We start from the raw sequence: 15,574 nt of genomic DNA on the forward strand, positions 1-15,574 counted from the left end.
GCGTGGGTGGCGCGTCCGAATCGTCTCCGTCAGCCATTACCGGTGCGTCGGCGGGGTCGCCCTAATCGTTTGCCATCACAGTACCCGGTGGTCGCCGCCACAGCGGACGTTCCGCAACCAACCCAATTAAGCGGCGGCGCACGCAACACCCTCGTATGGCTACCGAGACCGACCTAGAGGACTTGCGGCGCGGCAGCGACCTCGTGAAACGCGGGTTCGCGAAGATGCAGAAGGGCGGCGTCATCATGGACGTGGTGAACGCCGAGCAGGCGAAGATTGCCGAGGAAGCCGGCGCGGTCGCCGTGATGTCCCTTGAAGCGGTGCCGGCGGACATCCGCAAGCGCGGCGGCGTCGCGCGGATGGCCGACCCCGCGGACGTCCAGGAGATCATCGACGCGGTCTCCATCCCGGTGATGGGGAAGTCCCGCATCGGCCACACGAAGGAGGCCGAGATTCTGGAGGCCGTCGGCGTGGACATGATCGACGAGTCGGAAGTGCTGACGCCCGCCGACGACAAGTACCACATCGACAAGCGCGAATTCACGTCGCCGTTCGTCTGCGGCGCGCGCAACCTCGGCGAGGCTCTCCGGCGCATCGACGAGGGCGCGGCGATGATTCGCACGAAGGGCGAGGCCGGCACGGGCGACGTGAACCAGGCCGTCCACCACCAGCGCACCATCAAGAGCGCCATCCGCGAGCTCGAAGGGATGACCTACGAGGAGCGCGAGCACTACGCCCGCGACATCGAGGCGCCCGCGGAGCTCGTCCATGAGACCGCCGAGATGGGGCGGCTCCCGGTCGTGAATTTCGCGGCGGGCGGCATCGCGACGCCCGCCGACGCCGCACTGATGATGCACCACGAGTGCGACGGCATCTTCGTGGGTTCGGGCATTTTCGGCGCAGAGGACCCCGAATCGATGGGCCGCGCCATCGTCGACGCCGTGAACAACTGGGACGACCCCCAGCGCCTCGCCGAGATTTCGGCGAACATCGGTTCCGGCATGAAGGGCGAGGCGAACGTCGACCTCCCCGAAGAGGAGAAGCTGCAGGGCCGCGGGAACTGACGGCGCACTGCTGAGGGTCGCGGTTCGGTTTCTTCGTTCGGCGACTGACTGTAGTGAGCCGCGGAGCCGTGCCGAAACGGCCATCTGTCCCCAGTCGGTTGTGGTGGACGTTCGATGGTCCGCATGCCGAGCACGTACGTCGACTACCGGGTGAGCGTCGCCTACGTCGGGACTGTCCTCAAGTACATCGGCGTGACGCCGCTGTTCCCGCTCGTTCTGGCGCTCTACTACGGGGAGGACCCGGTCCCGTTCGCCGTCGGGGCGGCCGTCATGGTCGGCGTCGGCGCACTGCTGGAACGACTACGCACCGACGAGGAACTCGGGAACCGGGAGGCGTTCCTCCTCGTGAGCCTCTCCTGGCTGGTCGTCCCGCTGGTCGGGACGGTCCCGTACCTCGTCGCCGGGACGGGCACTATCGCGGGCCCCGTCAACGCCCTCTTCGAGAGCATGAGCGGGTTCACGACGACGGGTGCGACCGTCCTCGGCGAGATTTCCGTCGAGCGCCACGGCCACGCGATGTTGATGTGGCGCCAGCTCACCCAGTGGCTCGGCGGCATGGGCATCCTCGTGTTGATGGTCGCTATCCTGCCGAAGCTGTCCGTCGGCGGCGCGCAGGTCATCAACCAGGAGGCGCCGGGGCTCGCGCTGGAGAAGCTGACGCCCCGGATTCAGGAGACGGCACGCGCACTGTGGGCCGTCTACGTCGGGTTCACGGTGCTGGCGGCGGTGGTATACTACGCGCTCAACGTGGTCGGCGTCGCGCCGAATATGGACCTCTACAACGCGGTCGCGCACGCGCTCACGACGCTCCCAACCGGGGGCTTCTCGCCGGAGGGCCGGAGCGTCGAGGCGTTCGCACCCGTCGTCCAGTGGGCGTTCGTGCCGTTCATGCTCGTCGCCGGGACGAACTTCGCGCTGTTCTGGTACGTGCTCAAGGGCGAGCCCCGCCGGCTCGTCGACAACACGGAGTTCCGGTCGTACCTGCTCGCCGTCGCCGGCTTCGGCGCGGTCGTCTCGGGCGTCCTCTTCGCGGGCGTCGGCATCGCGGAGACGCCGACGAACGTGAGCGCCATCGCGGGGAACGTGGAGAATGCGCTCCGACAGGGCGTGTTCCAGGTCGTCGCCATCGTGACGACGACCGGGTACGCGAGCATGGACGTCAACAACTGGGACGCCTCCGCGCAGACGATTCTGCTGTTCGCGTACTTCCTCGGCGGCTCGGCGGGTTCGGCCGCCGGCTCCATCAAAATCGTGCGCTGGGTGCTCGTCAAGCGCGCCATCGGCCGGTCGCTGTTCACGGCCGTCCACCCCGAGGCGGTGCGGGCGATACGGCTGGAGCAGGAGGTCGTCGACGAGGAGACGATTCGGGACGTCTTCGCGTTCGTGCTGCTGTTCTTCGGGCTGTTCGCGGCTTCGACGGTGCTGCTCTACCTCGACAGCTTCCGCACGCCGGAAGTGACGCTGTCCGGCCTCGACGCGATGAGCGTCGCCATCGCCACGCTGGGGAACGTCGGCCCGGGCTTCGGTGTTGTCGGCCCGATGGAGAGCTTCCGGCTGTTCTCGGACCTGGGGAAGCTCTACATGGTCTTCCTGATGTGGATTGGCCGCCTCGAAGTGCTGTCGGTGCTGGTCGTGTTCACGCCGTCGTTCTGGCAGCGCTGACGCGCGGGCCAGTGGATGGTGCTTCGAGTCAGAAGCCGCCGTAGCGGATGTACACCATCGTGGCGACGACGGCGAGCTGGAAGACGCCCTGGATGCCGCCGAGTTTGGCGTTGCGCATGCCGATGTCGGCGATGACCTGGGTGTCGGGGTTCTCGGAGGTCATCTGCTGGTACATCCGGACCTCGCCGGGCATCAGCACGCCGAACCCGAGCACGTTGAGGACGGCGACGATGGCGAGCGCGACGACGAAGACGGGTTCGGTCCACCCGAAGTCCGGGACGGTAGTAGCGAGGAACGCGAGGGAGCCGACGAGGACGACGCCGAACCACGCCTGCCAGCGCCAGTCGCCGAACGCGTCGAACTGCCAGCCGACGAGCAGCAGCGTCGGGACGAGCGCGACGAACGTGAAGATGGCGAGCCAGACGTAGGCGTGCGAGAAGATGGCCGGAATGCGGAGCGCGAGCGTGATGCCGCCGGCGATGGTGACGGCCGACAGCGATGGCAGGAGGAACGACGTCTTCGGGGTGAGTCGCTGGAAGACGTTCGCGCGCTGTTCGACGTCGAGGCCGCCGAGGACGGGGCCGAGCACGAGCGCGATGAAGACGTCGATGCCGGTCCAGAGGACGCCGGCCATGACGTGGACGTACGTGTGGTGGACGACGTCCGCGAACGTCGTCGCGTAGACGAGCGCGAGTAGGGGGATGCCGATGACGGCGACGGCGAACGCCGGGTTCGCGCGCTCGGCGAGCCCGCGGATGGTGCCGCGGATGCTCATTCGACCACCGCGGGGGAGTCCCGCGTCTGGAGTCGATGCGTTCTGGGTGTAGTCTGTCGGTGTCGCACACCGACCACGTTTCAATCGCGTATCATAATCGTTACGCAGGCCGCGACGGGGTGTGGCGAGCGCGCGCTCGTCGCGCGCCCTCCACGAATGTCCGGTTTTCACCCCCGAATCGGGGAGCGAGTCGGACGTTCGGACATTCAGGTGTATGTAGTGAAATAGGTTCCTTATATCCGATTTGACGTACTGCCGTCTTGCGATTCTCGCTGTTCCGGCTGAACGATGATGCAGAATCGTCGCGGGCAAGTTTCTGTCAGGGGGAAACACGTAAATAGTCGGGGCTCCGCGAGAGTGGTACGATGTCTCACAACGAGGCGCCCGGTGCAAGTCCGGGGGAACGAGTTCTTCCAGGGCACGTTAGCCCAGCGTAACGAATTCGAGACGGTACGAATCTTCGACACCACGCTGCGTGACGGCGAGCAGACGCCACGGACCTCATTCAGCTACGACGACAAGCGCGCCATAGCGGCCGCGCTCGACGACGCGAACGTCGACGTCATCGAGGCCGGGTTCCCGGCCAACAGCGAGCAGGAGGCCGAGGCGGTCGCCGACATCGCGGCTTCGACAGAGGCTACCACGTGCGGGCTGGCCCGCGTCGTGGAGTCCGACGTCGAAGCAGCCGTGGATGCCGGCGTGGACATGATCCACGTCTTCGCGTCCACGAGCGACGTGCAAATCGAAGACTCGATGCATAGTACACGCGAGGACGTCGTCGCACGCTCGGTCGCGGCCGTCGAGCAGGCCGCCGCGGCCGACGTCGAAGTGATGTTCTCGCCGATGGACGCCACGCGCACGGACCCCCAGTTCCTCGCCGAAATCGTCGAAGCGGTCGACGACGTCGGCGTCGACTGGATCAACATCCCGGACACCTGCGGCGTCGGGACGCCCAAGCGGTTCGGCGAGCTCGTCGAGTACGTCGGCCAGCACACCGACGCACGCATCGACGTGCACACGCACGACGACTTCGGACTGGCCACCGCGAACGCCCTGACCGGCGTGGAGTACGGCGCCGACCAGATGCAGGTGTCGGTCAACGGCATCGGGGAGCGCGCCGGCAACGCCGCCTTCGAGGAGGTCGTGATGGCCGCCGAGAGCCTCTACGGGGCGGACACCGGCATCGACACGACCGCCATCACGGAGCTCTCGAAGCTGGTCTCCGAGCGGTCGTCGGTCCCGGTCCCGGTGAACAAGCCCGTGGTCGGCGCACACGCGTTCGCCCACGAGTCGGGCATCCACGCCGCTGGCGTCATCGAGAACAGCGAGACGTTCGAGCCGGGTGTGATGACCCCCGAGATGGTGGGGGCCGAGCGCGAAGTCGTGCTCGGGAAGCACACGGGCACACACGCCGTCCGCGATCACCTCGAAGACGCCGGGTACGACCCGACCGACGAGGAGGTACGCGAGGTCACGAAGAAGGTGAAAGCCCACGCCGGCGATGACGAAGTCGTCACCGACGCTGTCCTCCGCGCGTTCGCGGGTGAGGTCGGTATCGAACGCGCCACGGAGGAGGTGACGGCGTAATGCCGTCCGGCAGGTATTGCGCCCCCAGCAACGGCTTTATTCGTCGAGCCCGACTGTCGGGCTACGATGCTGCCCGACGCTACACAGGCGGGTCTTCTCGCGGGCAGCGGTGCTCTCGTCGGTATCGTAGGGGCGTAAGCTCCCCTACCACCACTTCTCCACGAACCGACCCGATTCACCGACAACCGACAGCCACCGCAGCATCCGCCATGACACAGTCCACACAGAACGCGACACCGCGGGAGGGGTATCGATGACAGACCACGGCGCAGTGACCGAACCCGACGACGCCGACGACGCGACCGCCGACGAGCCGGCCGAAGACGGAGAGCCGACCGAATCCACGGCGCAGACGGGCGCGGAGTCCGTCATCGCGTCGCTGGAGACGGCGGGCGTCGAGACGGTGTTCGGCGTGCAGGGCGGTGCCATCATGCCCGTCTACGACGCGCTCTACGACTCCGAGCTTGACCACGTCACGATGGCGCACGAGCAGGGCGCCGCGCACGCGGCCGACGCCTACGGTGCCGTCACCGGTGACCCTGGCATCTGTATGGCGACGTCCGGGCCGGGCGCGACGAACCTCGTGACCGGCCTCGCTGACGCGGACATGGACTCCGAACCCGTCGTCGCGCTCACCGGCCAGGTCCCCACGGAGCTCGTCGGGAACGACGCGTTCCAGGAGACGGACACGGTCGGCGTCACGACGCCCATCACGAAGTCGAACTACTTCGCGTCCAGCCCCGACAGCGTCGGCGAGGACGTGAGCACGGCGTTTGCGCTCGCGAACCACGGCCGACAGGGGCCAACGGTCGTCGACCTGCCGAAGGACGTCACGACCGGCGAGACCGACGTCGACCCCGTCGAACCCTCCGTTCCGGGTACCGTCGACGTGCAGACGCACGCCGACGACGAGAACGTCGCGGCCGCCGCGCAGACCATCGTGGACGCCGACGAGCCCGTGATTCTGGCGGGCGGCGGCGTCGTCAAAGGTGACGCCACCGAGGAGCTGTACGCGTTCGCGACCGAGCACGAGATTCCGGTCGTGACGACGATGCCGGGCATCGGCGCGTTCCCCGAGGACCACGACCTCGCCATGGAGATGGCGGGGATGCACGGCACCGGCTACGCGAACATGGCAATCACGCTGACCGACTGCCTGCTGGCAATCGGGACGCGCTTCGACGACCGCCTCACGGGCGGCGTCGACTCGTTCGCGCCGGACGCCGAAGTCGTCCACGTCGACATCGACCCCGCAGAGATTTCGAAGAACATCGAAGCCGACCACCCGCTAATCGGCGACGCCGGCACCGTCCTCGACCAGTTGGACGAGGCGATGCCGGGTTCGCCCGAGACCAGCGAGTGGGCCGAGCAGTGCCGCGAGTGGCAACAGGAGTACCGACTCGACTACGCGGCACCCGAGGACGAACCGCTGAAACCCCAGTACGTCGTCGAGGCCGTCGACGAGGCGACCGCCGACGACACCGTCGTCACGACTGGCGTCGGCCAACACCAGATGTGGGCCTGCCAGTTCTGGACGTACACGGAGCCGCGGACGTGGGTGTCCTCCCACGGCCTCGGCGCGATGGGGTACGGGCTGCCGTCGGCCATCGGCGCGCGCGTCGCCGCCGACGACGACCAGTCCGTCGTCTGCTTCGACGGCGACGGCTCGTTCCTGATGACGTGTCAGGAGCTGGTCGTCGCGGTGCGCGAGCAGATGGACATCACCGTCTTCGTGTTGAACAACGAGGCCATCGGGATGGTCCGCCAGTGGCAGGACGCGTTCTTCGAGGGGCGCCGCATGGCCTCGGAGTACCCGTGGGTGCCGAAGTTCGACACGCTCGCGGAGGCGTTCGGTGCGGACGGCTTCCGCATCGAGGGCTACGACGACGCCCCCGGCGTCATCGAGGAAGCGCTCGCCACCGACGGTCCCGCTGTGGTCGACGTCTACATCGACCCGACCGAGGACGTCTACCCGATGGTTCCCTCGGGCGGCGACAACGGCCAGTTCGCGCTCTCGGAGGAGCACCTATGAGTGAACGAAACACCGAACGAGAGGGACTGCCGGGGCCGGCCCCGGAGGAGCGCCGTCGACCGAAGGGACGGCGGAGCTCGCAGGGCATCCGCATCGACCCCGAAGCGGAGGCCGAGCATCCGCCGCGGCGCACCGTCATCTCCGCGCTCGTCGAACACGAGCCGGGCGTGCTCGCGCGCGTCTCCGGGCTGTTCAGCCGGCGGCAGTTCAACATCGAGTCGCTGACCGTCGCGGACACCCAGAACGACGACTGGGCGCGTATCACGGTCGTCGTCGAGGAGCCCGACCCCGGCATCGACCAGGTCGAGAAGCAACTAGAGAAGGTCGTTCCGGTCATCCACGTCCGCGAACTCGAGACCGACGCGGTGACCCGCGAGCTCGTGGTGGTGAAAGTCGACGCCGACCGCCCCCACGAGGTCCACGCCATCACGGAGATGTACAACGGGAAGACCCTCGACGCCGGTCCGCGGACGATTACCGTCGAGTTGACCGGCGACGAACAGAAGATAAACGACGCCATCGACGCCTACCGGCAGTTCGGTATCCGGGAGATTGCCCGGACCGGGCAGACGGCGCTGGCGCGTGGCGAGACCAAGACAGCAGTCGTTCCAGACCACCTCAAATGACAGCAGAAGACGCAGACTTCACGCAGCCAGTGTACCACGAATCGGACGTCGACCGCCGCTACGTCGACGACAAGACCGTCGCCGTACTCGGATACGGCAGCCAGGGCCACGCGCACGCCCAGAACCTCGACGACAGTGGAGTCGACGTCATCGTCGGCCTCCGCAAGGACTCGTCCTCGCGGTCCGCGGTGAAAGCCGACGGCCTGCGCGTCGAGACCCCGAAGCAGGCCGCACGCGAGGCGGACATCGTCTCCGTGCTCGTCCCGGACACCGTGCAGCCGTCGCTGTTCGAGACCATCGAACCGGAACTGGATGCCGGTGACACGCTCCAGTTCGCGCACGGGTTCAACATCCACTACGGCCAGGTCGAGCCGCCGGAGGACGTGGACGTGACGATGATTGCGCCGAAGTCCCCGGGTCACCTCGTGCGCCGGAACTACGAGGCCGGGCAGGGCACCCCGGCGCTGCTCGCCGTCTACCAGGACGCCACGGGCGACGCCCAGCAGGAGGCGCTGGCGTACGCCGACGGCATCGGCTGCGCTCGCGCGGGCGTCGTCGAGACGACGTTCCGCGAGGAGACCGAGACTGACCTATTCGGCGAGCAGGCCGTCCTCTGTGGGGGCGTCACGAGCCTCGTCAAGACCGGCTACGAGACGCTCGTGGACGCCGGCTACAGCCCCGAGATGGCGTACTTCGAGTGCCTGAACGAGCTCAAGCTCATCGTCGACCTGATGTACGAGGGCGGCAACTCCGAGATGTGGGATTCGGTTTCCGACACCGCGGAGTTCGGCGGCCTCACGCGCGGTGACGAAATCGTCGACGAGCACGTCCGGGAGAACATGGAGGAGGCCCTCGAAGAGGTCCAGAACGGCGAGTTCGCCCGCGAGTGGATTGCGGAAAACCAGGCGGGCCGGCCGTCGTACCGCCAGCGCCGGCAGGCCGAGCAGAACCACGAAATCGAGGAAGTCGGCGAGCGCCTCCGCGACCTGTTCGCGTGGGCTAACGACGACGCGGACGTCGAGCAGGCCGAGGTGTCCGCGGATGACTGAGCAGACGCTCACGGACGTCAGCCAGCGCAACCCCGAGGCACCCGAGGGCGTCGGCTCGGTGTTCCGACGCGGTCCCGTGGTCGCCGCAGACGGAGGTAAACGTGAGGCGACCGAAGAGCAGACGATGAAAGACGTCGACCAGACGCCGCCGGCCGAGGACGAGGGTGCCAACCCCGTATGGGAGCGCGGCGGCGAACCCGTAGCGGACGAGGACGGACGCGATGAGTGAGAACACGCTCTACGACAAGGTCTGGGATCGACACGAAGTGACCGAACTGCCGACCGGACAGTCCCAGCTGTTCGTCGGCCTCCACCTCATCCACGAGGTGACGAGCCCGCAGGCGTTCGGGATGCTCAAAGAGCGCGACCTCGACGTCGCGTACCCCGAGCGCACGTACGCGACCGTCGACCACATCGTCCCGACCGCGGACCAGTCGCGCCCGTACAGCGACGACGCGGCCGAGGAGATGATGAGCGAATTGGAGGAGAACGTGCGCGCGGCGAACATCGACTTCGCCGACCCGACGACCGGCCGTCAGGGCATCGTGCACGTGGTCGGCCCGGAGCAGGGGCTCACCCAGCCCGGGATGACCATCGTCTGTGGGGACTCCCACACGGCGACGCACGGCGCGTTCGGCGCGCTCGCGTTCGGCATCGGGACGTCCCAGATTCGGGACGTGCTGGCGACCGGCTGTGTCGCCATGGAGAAACAGAAGGTCCGTCGCATCGAGGTCACCGGCGAACTCGACGACGGCGTGACGCCGAAAGACGTCATCCTGCAGGTCATTCGGAAGCTGGGCACCGACGGCGGCGTTGGCTACGTCTACGAGTACGGCGGCGAAGCCATCCGCCACATGGACATGGCCGGCCGGATGAGTATCTGTAACATGTCCATCGAGGGCGGTGCTCGCGCGGGCTACGTCAACCCCGACGAGACCACCTACGAGTATCTGGAAGGCCGCGACCGCGTCCCCGACGGCGAGGAGTTCGAGGAACTCAAGCGCTACTGGGAGTCCATCGCCTCCGACGCGGACGCCGAGTACGACGACGTCGTGGAAATCGACGGCGACGACCTGGAACCCACGGTCACGTGGGGGACGACGCCTGGCCAGGGCATCGGCATCTCCGAGGAGATTCCCGCGCCCGAGGACCTGCCCGCGGACAAGGAGGACAGCGCACGCGCCGCGCAGGAACACATGGACGTCGAGCCCGGCGACACGATGGCGGGCTATCCCATCGACGTGGCGTTCCTGGGGAGCTGTACGAACGCGCGCCTGCCGGACCTCCGGGAGGCCGCGGAGGTCGTGAAGGGCCACGAGGTCCACGACTCCGTGCGCGCGATGGTCGTGCCGGGCAGCCAGCGCGTCAAAGCCGCCGCCGAAGCCGAGGGCCTCGACGAAGTGTTCGAGGAAGCCGGCTTCGACTGGCGCGGTGCGGGCTGTTCGATGTGTCTGGGCATGAACGAGGACCAGCTGGTCGGCGACGAGCGGTGTGCGTCCTCGTCGAACCGGAACTTCGTCGGCCGCCAGGGCTCGAAGGACGGCCGCACCGTCCTGATGAGCCCGCCGATGGTCGCTGCAGCCGCCGTGACCGGTGAGGTCACGGACGTGCGTGAATTGGAGCGCTTCGAGGAGGTGCGCGCATGAGCGACGAAGGACCTGCGGAGACCGTGAAGCAGGTCTCGGGGACGGGCGTCCCCGTGCGCGGGAACGACATCGACACGGACCAGATTATCCCCGCGCGGTTCATGAAGGTCGTCACGTTCGACGGCCTCGGCGAGTTCGCGTTCTTCGACGTGCGCTTCGACGACGACGACAACCCCAAAGAGCACCCGTTCAACGAGGACCACTTCCAGGGCGCGTCCGTCCTGACGGTGAATTCGAACTTCGGCTGTGGCTCCTCCCGCGAGCACGCACCACAGGCGCTGATGCGCTGGGGCATCGACGCCATCGTCGGCGAGTCGTTCGCCGAGATTTTCGCGGGGAACTGCCTCGCGCTCGGCATCCCCACCGTCACCGCCTCCCAAGAGGACGTCGAAGCCCTCCAGGACTTCATCGACGAGCACCCCGACGAGGAAATCGAGGTCGACGTCGTGAACGAGGAAGTCCGGTACGGCGACACCACCATCGACGCCGAGGTCGACGACGCGCAGCGGCGCGCGCTCGTCGACGGCGTCTGGGACACGACCGCGCTGATGGGCGCGAACGCCGACACCGTGCGCGAAACCGCCGAGAGTCTCCCCTACACGGATGTCTGAGGAGATTGCGGTCATCCCCGGCGACGGCATCGGGCAGGAAGTCGTCCCCGTCGCCGTGGACGTCCTCGACGCAGTCGGGGACTTCGACTTCGTGCACGCCGACGCCGGCGACGCGGTGAAAGAGGAGACCGGGACTGCTCTCCCGGCGGAGACGCGAGCGGCCGTCGAAGCCGCTGACGCGACGCTGTTCGGCGCGGCCGGCGAAACCGCCGCGGACGTCATCCTGCCGCTGCGCTCGGCAGTCGAGTCGTTCGTCAACATCCGCCCCGCCCGCGCGTACCCCGGTGTGGACGCGCTCCGCCCGGAGACCGACGTGGTGTTCCTCCGGGAGAACACGGAGGGCGTCTACGCGGGCCACGAGGACGACCTCAGCGACGACCTCTCGACGCTCACGCGCGTCGTCACGTCGTCGGCGTCCCGGCGGCTCGCGGAGTTCGCCTGCGACTTCGTCGAGGCGGGCCGCGGCCCCGAGGGCACCGACGGCTTCACGGTCGTCCACAAGGCGAACGTGATGCGGAAGACGGACAGCCGCTTCCGCGACGGCGTGCTCTCCGTGGCCGACGAGCAGGGCGTCGCGACCGACGAGGAGCTGATGGACGCGTTCGCGACGCGGCTGCCGCTGTATCCCGACGACTACGACGTGGTCGTCTGTCCGAACCTCGCGGGCGACGTGCTCTCGGACCTCGCGGCCGGCCTCGTTGGCGGCCTCGGCCTGCTGCCCTCGGCGAACGTCGGCGAGGAGCGCGGGCTGTTCGAGCCCGTCCACGGCACCGCACCGGACATCGCCGGCGAGGGTGTCGCCAACCCCGGTGCGACCGTGCTGTCGGCGGCGATGCTGTTGGAGTTCCTCGGCTACGAGGAGGACGGCCAGCGCGTCCGCGACGCCGTTGAGGGCGTGCTCGCGGACGGTCCGCGGACGGCCGACCTCGGTGGCGACGCCACCACGGAACAGGTCGGCGACGCGATTCTCGACCGGCTGTAGCGGCTCCCTCTTTTCAGTAGACGAGTTCGCCGTCGATGAACTTCCGCGCGCGCTCGTCGCGGGGGTTCTCGAAGACGCGGTCCGCGGGCCCCGACTCGATGACGCTGTCGTCGAGGAGGACGGCGACGCGGTCGGCGACGCGCTGGGCCTGATTCATGTCGTGGGTCGCCACGACGACGCCGATGTCGCGCTCGGCGGCTGCGGTCATGGCGTCCTCGATGACGGCGGTGTTCCGCGGGTCGAGGTCCGAGGTCGGCTCGTCGAGCAGCAGGAAGTCGGGGTCGTACGCCAGTGCGCGCGCGAACGCGACGCGCTGGGCTTCCCCGCCGGACAGCGAGTCCGCGGGCTTGTCGACGTAGTCGGCGAGCCCGACGACGTCGAGCGCGTCGCGGGCCGTGTCCGGCAGTTCGGTGGTGCCGACGAGCGCGCGGAGTTCGTCGTGGACGCGCTCGCGCCACGACCGCCGGACGCGCAGGCCGTACTCGACGTTGCGCGCGACCGACGCGTCGAAGAGACTCGCTTCCTGGAAGACGACGCCGACGCGCCGCCGGAGCGCGAGGCGGTCGTCGGTGGGCAGCGACCACGCGTCGGTGCCGTCGACGGCGACGCTGCCCTCGTCGGGCGGCGTGAACAGCCCGAGCAGGCGCAGCAGCGTCGACTTCCCCACGCCGGACGGCCCGATGATGGCGACGACTTCGCCCTGCGGGACGCGCAAGTCGACGTCCCGGAAGACCACCTCGTCCCCGTAGGCGCGCGTGACGCCGTCGGCGCGTAGCGTCATCGCATCTGCCCTCCGTCCCCGAGACGGACGACGACGGCGTTCACGGCGAGCACGAGCACGAGTAACACCGCACCGAGCACGAGCGCGGTCTCGTAGCGGCCCTGCCGGGCTTCCAGTTGGACGGCGGTCGTGAGCGTGCGCGTCTTCGAGACGCCGTCCGAGCCGGCGATGTTCCCGCCGACGATGAGTACGGACCCGACCTCGCTGATGGCGCGCCCGAATCCCGCGAGTACGGCGGTAGCGATGCCGTAGCGGGCTTCCTTGACGACGGTCAGCGCCACGTCGAGGCGCGTGCCGCCGAGCGCGAACGCGGCGTCCCGGACGTCCGCCTGGACGCCCGTGACGGACGCCAGCGCGATACCGGTGATGGGCGGGGTCGCGAGCACGAACTGGGACATAATCATCGCTTCCTTCGTGAACACGAGGTTGAGTTCGCCGAGCGGCCCCTGATTCGAGACCGCGAACAGTACGACCAGCCCGACGACGACGCTCGGGAACCCCATGCCGGTGTTGATGGCTGCCTTGACCAGGCGCTTGCCGGGGAAGTCGGTGAAGCCGACGACGAGTGCGACGGGGACGCTGAACAGCGTGCTGAGCGCAACGGCGGAGAGGCTGACGTACAGCGAGACGTAGATGATGCTGAGGACGTACGTCCGCTCGAACGGGAACTCGACGAACAGCGGCCCGGCAGCGGCCTGCACGAGCGTCGAGACGACGTCAGCCAGCGGCATGAGTGCAGCCAGCACCGCGACCATCTTCACTCGTTCGACTCGTCAGCGCTCCAGCCTTCGGGGACGTACTGCTGGAAGTTCGGGTCCTCGGAGAGCGCGCGCGGGAAGAACAGCTGTTCGCCGTTCGCGGTGTAGTCCGAGATGACTTGCTGGCCCTGTGGGCTCGTGATGTAGCCGATGTACGCCATCGCGAGGTCGTAGTTGGCGTCCTCGTGGCGTTCGGGGTTGGCGGCGAGCACGCCGTAGGGGTTCGCGAGCAGTTCCGGGCCGCCCTCGATGGGGCCTTGGACGAGGATCGTGAGGTCGATTTCGGACTGCTGGGAGAGGTAGGTGCCGCGGTCGGCGAGCGTGTAGCCGCCCTGCTCGTTGGCGATGTTGAGCACCGCGCCCATCCCCTGGCCGGTCTCCTGATACCAGCTGCCGCCGGGTTCGACGCCCGCCTCCGACCAGATGCCGAGCTCCTTCGTGTGTGTCCCGGAGTTGTCCCCGCGGGAGATGAACTGGGCTTCGGATTCGGCGATGGTGGCGAACGCCTCGGCCGCGGAACTCATCCCCTCGATGCCGGCGGGGTCGTCGGCCGGACCGACGATGACGAAGTCGTTGAACATCAGGTCGCGGCGGTTGACGCCGTGGCCGTTCCGCATGAACTCGTCTTCGAGCGAGCGCGCGTGGACCATGATGACATCGGAGTTGCCGTTGCGCGCGGTCTCCAGCGCCGCCCCCGTCCCCTGCGCGACGGAGTCGACGGTGACGCCGTACATGTCCTCGAAGGGCGCGTTCAGCGCGTCGAGCAAGCCAGTGTCGTACGTGCTCGTGGTCGTGGTGAGCGTGAGCGTCTCGCCGGCGACTTCCGCGCCGCCGCTACTGCCGCCGAGCGGGTTCGAACAGCCCGCAAGTCCAGCTGCTGCGCCTGTACCGAGTGCTGCGAGGAACTTCCGCCGTTGTATTGGCATGGATACATCGCTGGACGCCACCCTCAAAAGTGTTGCCAGAACGGCGTGATAACTATCGGTTACGCTACTGGTCGAATGTGAGTAGAAGTGAACGCCAGTAGGTTCGCCGCCGGCTTAGAGGATGGTCGCGCCGTCACCGACTCGCGAGCGGTACGCGGTCGCGTCGACGCCGTCGCGCTCGAAGCCGTCGACGAGCGCGCTGGCGACGCGGCGCTGGTCGTCGTCGTGGCAGACGGCGAGAATCGCGGGGCCCGCGCCGCTGACTGTGACGCCCGTCGCGCCGGCCTCGCGGGCGGCCTCGCAGGCGGTGTCGTAGCCGTCGATGAGTTTCGCGCGGGCGGGCGTGACGAGGTGTTCTTCGAGCCCGCGGCCGACGCGCTCGGGGTCGTTGCGGCACATCCCGATGGAGAGCGTCGCCGCCGACCCGACGGTGTCGACGAGGTTCTCGATGGACGCGGTTTCGGGAACGACACCGCGGGCGTCGCGCGTCGAGACGACGATGTCCGGGAGGCAGACGACCAGCGCGAGGTCCGCGGCGACGCGCTCGATGCCGTCGTCGCGGACGACCGTGAATCCGCCGAGAATGGCGGGAGCGACGTTGTCCGCGTGCGCGTCCCCGGAGACCGCGGCCTCGCCCTCCGCGGCGACGCGCACGAGTTCGCGCTGGCTGAGGTCGCGGTCGTACAGTTCGGCGAGCGCGACGGCCGCGCCCGCGGCGCTGGCGGCCGACGACCCGAGTCCCGACGACGGCCGGACGCCCTTGTCGATGGTGATGTGGGCGGGCGCACCCAGTTCCTCGGCCACTACGCCGGCCGTGTTGTCCATCGGTTCCTCGGGGATGAAGTCCGCGCCCATCCCAGTCATCTCGATTGTCGTCTCCGATGCGCGCTCGACGTGGACGACGTCCGCGGGTCGGTCGAGCGCCACCCCGAAGACGTCGAAGCCGCTGCCGAGGTTCGCACTCGTCGCCGGCGCGCGGACGGTAACCATGCCCGTCCGTTACCGGGGCCCGCGCAAAAGCGTAGCGGACTCCGCAACGCACGGCCGACCGCAACGTTAACCCGGAGTCGCGCCC

At 68.2% G+C, this 15,574-nt stretch carries 15 protein-coding genes; 10 read left to right on the top strand and 5 right to left on the bottom strand.

The features are described 5' to 3' along the window. Window positions 1–155: 155 nt before the first annotated feature. Both pdxS and LPA44_RS08905 read left to right on the top strand, forming a co-directional pair. Window positions 156–1,064: a pyridoxal 5'-phosphate synthase lyase subunit PdxS gene (gene pdxS, locus LPA44_RS08900; protein ID WP_230889230.1), complete on the top strand. Its 909-nt coding sequence runs from the start codon at window positions 156–158 to the stop codon at window positions 1,062–1,064. A gap of 114 nt (window positions 1,065–1,178) precedes the next feature. Next, window positions 1,179–2,726, top strand: a complete 1,548-nt coding sequence (locus LPA44_RS08905; protein WP_230889231.1) for a TrkH family potassium uptake protein — start codon at window positions 1,179–1,181, stop codon at window positions 2,724–2,726. 28 nt (window positions 2,727–2,754) lie between these two features. Here the strand turns inward: LPA44_RS08905 and LPA44_RS08910 are convergent, their stop codons facing one another. After that, on the bottom strand, window positions 2,755–3,501 hold the full coding sequence (locus LPA44_RS08910; RefSeq protein ID WP_230889232.1) for a hypothetical protein: 747 nt from the start codon (window positions 3,499–3,501) through the stop codon (window positions 2,755–2,757). 387 nt (window positions 3,502–3,888) lie between these two features. Between LPA44_RS08910 and LPA44_RS08915 the strand changes: the two genes are divergently transcribed. The 8 genes from LPA44_RS08915 (at window position 3,889) to LPA44_RS08950 (ending at window position 12,034) form a co-directional block, all read left to right on the top strand. Beyond that, window positions 3,889–5,088, top strand: coding sequence for a LeuA family protein (locus tag LPA44_RS08915; protein ID WP_230889233.1), 1,200 nt, complete (start codon window positions 3,889–3,891; stop codon window positions 5,086–5,088). Window positions 5,089–5,341: 253 nt separating this feature from the next. Beyond that, window positions 5,342–7,120: a biosynthetic-type acetolactate synthase large subunit gene (ilvB, locus tag LPA44_RS08920; RefSeq protein WP_230889234.1), complete on the top strand. Its 1,779-nt coding sequence runs from the start codon at window positions 5,342–5,344 to the stop codon at window positions 7,118–7,120. Next, window positions 7,117–7,746, top strand: a complete 630-nt coding sequence (gene ilvN, locus LPA44_RS08925; protein ID WP_230889235.1) for an acetolactate synthase small subunit — start codon at window positions 7,117–7,119, stop codon at window positions 7,744–7,746. Before ilvB ends, ilvN begins: the two co-directional genes overlap by 4 nt. Further along, the gene (ilvC, locus tag LPA44_RS08930; protein WP_230889236.1) at window positions 7,743–8,795 is read left to right on the top strand and encodes a ketol-acid reductoisomerase; all 1,053 of its coding nucleotides are present in this window, start codon (window positions 7,743–7,745) and stop codon (window positions 8,793–8,795) included. Before ilvN ends, ilvC begins: the two co-directional genes overlap by 4 nt. After that, complete coding sequence (locus LPA44_RS08935; RefSeq protein WP_230889237.1) at window positions 8,788–9,024, top strand: hypothetical protein; 237 nt, start codon at window positions 8,788–8,790, stop codon at window positions 9,022–9,024. The genes ilvC and LPA44_RS08935 overlap by 8 nt, the downstream gene beginning before the upstream one ends. Continuing rightward, window positions 9,017–10,441, top strand: a complete 1,425-nt coding sequence (gene leuC, locus LPA44_RS08940; protein WP_230889238.1) for a 3-isopropylmalate dehydratase large subunit — start codon at window positions 9,017–9,019, stop codon at window positions 10,439–10,441. Before LPA44_RS08935 ends, leuC begins: the two co-directional genes overlap by 8 nt. After that, window positions 10,438–11,052, top strand: coding sequence for a 3-isopropylmalate dehydratase small subunit (leuD, locus tag LPA44_RS08945; protein WP_230889239.1), 615 nt, complete (start codon window positions 10,438–10,440; stop codon window positions 11,050–11,052). The genes leuC and leuD overlap by 4 nt, the downstream gene beginning before the upstream one ends. Further along, window positions 11,045–12,034 carry an isocitrate/isopropylmalate dehydrogenase family protein gene (locus LPA44_RS08950; RefSeq protein WP_230889240.1) on the top strand — a complete coding sequence of 330 codons (990 nt, stop codon included), beginning with the start codon at window positions 11,045–11,047 and terminating at the stop codon, window positions 12,032–12,034. The genes leuD and LPA44_RS08950 overlap by 8 nt, the downstream gene beginning before the upstream one ends. Window positions 12,035–12,047: 13 nt before the next feature. On the opposite strand, the gene LPA44_RS08955 is transcribed toward LPA44_RS08950, so the two are convergent. The 4 genes from LPA44_RS08955 to LPA44_RS08970 all read right to left on the bottom strand — a co-directional run bounded on the left by LPA44_RS08955 (window position 12,048) and on the right by LPA44_RS08970 (window position 15,489). Then, window positions 12,048–12,815 carry an amino acid ABC transporter ATP-binding protein gene (locus LPA44_RS08955; protein WP_230889241.1) on the bottom strand — a complete coding sequence of 256 codons (768 nt, stop codon included), beginning with the start codon at window positions 12,813–12,815 and terminating at the stop codon, window positions 12,048–12,050. After that, window positions 12,812–13,546: an ABC transporter permease gene (locus tag LPA44_RS08960; protein ID WP_442903375.1), complete on the bottom strand. Its 735-nt coding sequence runs from the start codon at window positions 13,544–13,546 to the stop codon at window positions 12,812–12,814. The genes LPA44_RS08955 and LPA44_RS08960 overlap by 4 nt, the downstream gene beginning before the upstream one ends. Window positions 13,547–13,572: 26 nt before the next feature. Further along, window positions 13,573–14,499, bottom strand: coding sequence for a substrate-binding domain-containing protein (locus LPA44_RS08965; protein ID WP_230889243.1), 927 nt, complete (start codon window positions 14,497–14,499; stop codon window positions 13,573–13,575). 114 nt (window positions 14,500–14,613) lie between these two features. Continuing rightward, a complete protein-coding gene (locus tag LPA44_RS08970) occupies window positions 14,614–15,489 on the bottom strand; it encodes a homoserine kinase (RefSeq protein WP_230889244.1) in 876 nt (291 codons plus the stop codon). Window positions 15,490–15,574: the final 85 nt, after the last annotated feature.

Origin of the sequence: Halobacterium sp. KA-4 (genome assembly GCF_021028995.1) — an archaeon.
Taxonomy (GTDB): Archaea; Halobacteriota; Halobacteria; order Halobacteriales; family Halobacteriaceae; genus Halobacterium.

Bases quoted from the DNA above. Each gene is read 5' to 3' on its own strand.
- LPA44_RS08905 (WP_230889231.1), top strand. From the start codon at position 1,179: ATGGTCCGCATGCCGAGCACGTACGTCGACTACCGGGTGAGCGTCGCC.
- leuD (WP_230889239.1), top strand. From the start codon at position 10,438: ATGAGCGACGAAGGACCTGCGGAGACCGTGAAGCAGGTCTCGGGGACG.
- leuC (WP_230889238.1), top strand. From the start codon at position 9,017: ATGAGTGAGAACACGCTCTACGACAAGGTCTGGGATCGACACGAAGTG.
- LPA44_RS08955 (WP_230889241.1), bottom strand. From the start codon at position 12,815: ATGACGCTACGCGCCGACGGCGTCACGCGCGCCTACGGGGACGAGGTG.
- ilvB (WP_230889234.1), top strand. From the start codon at position 5,342: ATGACAGACCACGGCGCAGTGACCGAACCCGACGACGCCGACGACGCG.
- ilvN (WP_230889235.1), top strand. From the start codon at position 7,117: ATGAGTGAACGAAACACCGAACGAGAGGGACTGCCGGGGCCGGCCCCG.
- LPA44_RS08965 (WP_230889243.1), bottom strand. From the start codon at position 14,499: ATGCCAATACAACGGCGGAAGTTCCTCGCAGCACTCGGTACAGGCGCA.
- LPA44_RS08970 (WP_230889244.1), bottom strand. From the start codon at position 15,489: ATGGTTACCGTCCGCGCGCCGGCGACGAGTGCGAACCTCGGCAGCGGC.
- pdxS (WP_230889230.1), top strand. From the start codon at position 156: ATGGCTACCGAGACCGACCTAGAGGACTTGCGGCGCGGCAGCGACCTC.
- LPA44_RS08950 (WP_230889240.1), top strand. From the start codon at position 11,045: ATGTCTGAGGAGATTGCGGTCATCCCCGGCGACGGCATCGGGCAGGAA.
- ilvC (WP_230889236.1), top strand. From the start codon at position 7,743: ATGACAGCAGAAGACGCAGACTTCACGCAGCCAGTGTACCACGAATCG.
- LPA44_RS08960 (WP_442903375.1), bottom strand. From the start codon at position 13,546: ATGCCGCTGGCTGACGTCGTCTCGACGCTCGTGCAGGCCGCTGCCGGG.
- LPA44_RS08935 (WP_230889237.1), top strand. From the start codon at position 8,788: ATGACTGAGCAGACGCTCACGGACGTCAGCCAGCGCAACCCCGAGGCA.
- LPA44_RS08910 (WP_230889232.1), bottom strand. From the start codon at position 3,501: ATGAGCATCCGCGGCACCATCCGCGGGCTCGCCGAGCGCGCGAACCCG.